The organism is Nocardioides lacusdianchii, from assembly GCF_020102855.1.
GTDB lineage: Bacteria > Actinomycetota > Actinomycetes > Propionibacteriales > Nocardioidaceae > Nocardioides > Nocardioides lacusdianchii.
The window spans coordinates 1-1240 of the sequence record NZ_JADHZD010000046.1; the positions used below are offsets into that span (position 1 = coordinate 1).

A 1240-nucleotide genomic window follows, 5' to 3' on the forward strand; every position below is an offset into this window, starting at 1 on the left:
CTTGAGGTCGGAGTGGACCTGCTCGATGATCGCGTGGCCACGGTGAGTCTTGTCCGCGGCCACGGTGTCGGCCACGTGATGCTTGGTGGTGGTGAAGAACGCGTGGAAGCGCCAGGTGTCGAACAACGTCTCCTGCCCATCCTTGCCGCCCTGGTTGAGGTCCGGGATGCGGCGCACCACGAGCCGCCCGGTGACCTGCTCGGCCTGCTTCTTCGAGGTGAATGCGGTGAACGGAATCTCGGCGACCTCGGCGCGAGAGACCCATGTCTGGGCCTGTTCGTCGTAGACGGCGTCGGTGTACTCGATGGGTGTCCAGGCGTCGTCGGAAACCGTGGCGATAGTGGCTTTGACGCGTTTGTCCAGGCGGACGGTGACAGAGACGTCGGCGCCGCCACGTAGGACGGCGTTGACCACGTCTGCCCCGTAGAACGCGGAGTCGGCTCGCACCAGCGGCCGGGTGGTGGACCCGGGCGGCAATTGTTTGACGGTCTTCAACGCATCGGCGACCAGGCGTTTCGCGCCCCGCGGTGAGCCACACGATCCCTTCCGGAGTCGCTGCGCAACGATCACCGGCGCGGACTGGTTCGTGGACACGACTGCCAACAGCGCGTTGAGGCCACGCACCCCGGAGTAGCCGTAGCCAGAGCCCTGCTTGGCATAGCCATGGACCTCGATGATGGTGTCGTCGATATCGATCATCACCCGATCGTCGGTGTCCGGTGCTGCCGCGATCAGCGGTGTCTGTTCGGCCAGCCGACCCAGAAACCGGGACGCGACCGCGTCGAGTTGGCGGACATGGCCGAAGCTGAACGACCGCAGGAACGACCCCAGCGTCGAGGGTGCGTAGGCGTTGGCGAACACTCGTCCCATACCGCCGTGGCGCAGCAGGGCCATGTCATCGATGGAGTCGGCGCCGGCGACCATGCCCGCGACCAGCGAGGTGACTTTCAGCCCGGCGTTCGCGCCCTTGTCGGTCGGCACCGACAGGTGCGTCTGGGCCAGCGAGTGGAGCCCCGCCGAGCGGGCCAACGTGATCGTCGGGACCAGCCCGGCAGACGACACGAGATTCGGATCATCGAACACCGCTGAGGTCGCGCGGGGCGTGTGGCAAAGTTGCATCTACGAGATGCCCTTCGTGCTTGGTGAAATCGGTCCCTAGAGAAGACAGATTTTCCCACCACGTAAGGGCATTCTCACTTCACGACGCGCTCACCCCACCAAGCCCATCGGTGGATCGAGG

1 protein-coding gene is annotated in these 1240 nt (G+C 65.3%); it reads right to left on the reverse strand.

From position 1 onward, the window contains the following. On the reverse strand, positions 1-1119 hold a 1119-nt coding region (locus tag IRX98_RS22390), incomplete at its 3' end, for an IS1380 family transposase (RefSeq protein ID WP_224280568.1). Between the last annotated feature and the right edge of the window lie 121 nt (positions 1120-1240).